The following is a 1,387-nucleotide window of genomic DNA, read 5'->3' on the forward strand; positions in this document are numbered from 1 at the left end:
ATCGCCAAAAATAGTATCATTACCTTCATCGCCGCACAAAATATCGTTGCCATCATCCCCGTAAATCAAATCATCCCCCGCATCTCCCTGTACAACATCATCATCCTTACCTCCACGAAGCGTATCGTTACCAAAACCCCCACTCAGAGAATCGGAACTCTCACCACCATTGAGAAAATCATTTCCATCTCCCCCAAATAGCAAGTCGCGGCCATCCACATCGGACACTAACTGGTTTTGCAAACCACCGTAAAGCGAATCATCCCCCTGATCCCCGACAATGGTATCGGCACCGAGTTCGCCCCAAATCAGGTCATTATCTTTGCCACCATAAACTAAGTCATTACCTTTGCCGGCAAAAATGCTATCGTTACCGCTGCCGCCGCCGATGAGATCGCCGGTGTCGTTACCGAAAATTAAATCACCTTCAGATGTCGCAACACTACTGCCAAGTTGAGTGCCGTAGTCGCCGATGATGGTGTCGGAACCTTGATTGCCGTAGAGAGTATCCGAGTCAGTTTCGCCAAAAATACGATCGTCCCCTTTGCCTCCAAACAGCAAATCCCGTCCGTTGCCACCTCGCAAGGTGTCGTCTTGTTCTTGGCCGTGAAGTAAGTCGTTGCCCTCGCCTCCTGTCAGCAAATCGAAGCCGTCTGGGTCACTGTCTAGGGAGTTGAGGACGCCACCAAACAGAGAGTCGTCTCCCTTGTCGCCCCAAAGGGTATCGGGCCCTTTGTCACCCCAAATCAGGTCGTTGTCGATGCCACCATAGGCGATGTCAGGGCCTTTGCCGGAGTAAATGGTGTCATTGCCTTGAGTGCCTGCTATGGCGTCGCCTGAATCACCGCCGAAAATTAGGTCGCTGTCGTTGTCGGTTAAGTCGATGTTGTTGCCGTTGTCGCCGACTATGGTGTCGCCACCGCGATCGCCGTACAATGTGTCGGCACCGCGATCACCAAAAATGCGATCGTCTTGTTTGCCGCCAAATACTACATCGTTGTCTTTGCCGGCGTAAACGATGTCGTTGCCGAGTCCTGCTGCGATGAAGTCTCGCTGTTGTTCGCCGTATATGATATCGCTGCCGCCTTCACCTAACACTGTGTCGTCGCCCTCAAATGAGAGAAACAGTTCGTTAGTTTCGTTCCCTGTTAAGGAATCGTTTCCCTCTGTCCCGATGCTGGTGTTTTGGATGTCGATGAGTTGGGCGGCGTTTGAGTCGAAGTTAAGTATTGGCGAAGGCTGGGGTTGGATAAATGTGATGAGAGGGGGCTGGGGCAGGGGGTCGCAACCGCAACTGGTATCGGGTTCGGCTACTGGGTTGAATATGGGGGTTGGTTCTGGGGCGGGTGTGGGTGTTGGTGGTGTTGGTTCTGGGGCGGGTGTTGGT

Annotated in this window: 1 protein-coding gene; it reads right to left on the reverse strand. The window is 52.7% G+C overall.

Translation table 11 applies throughout. From position 1 onward, the window contains the following. Window positions 1-1,387: calcium-binding protein (locus QUB20_RS28440; protein WP_333291846.1), on the reverse strand; the 1,387-nt coding region annotated here is incomplete at both ends.

Origin of the sequence: Microcoleus sp. B4-C2 (genome assembly GCF_036705265.1) — a bacterium.
Taxonomy (GTDB): Bacteria; Cyanobacteriota; Cyanobacteriia; order Cyanobacteriales; family Microcoleaceae; genus Microcoleus.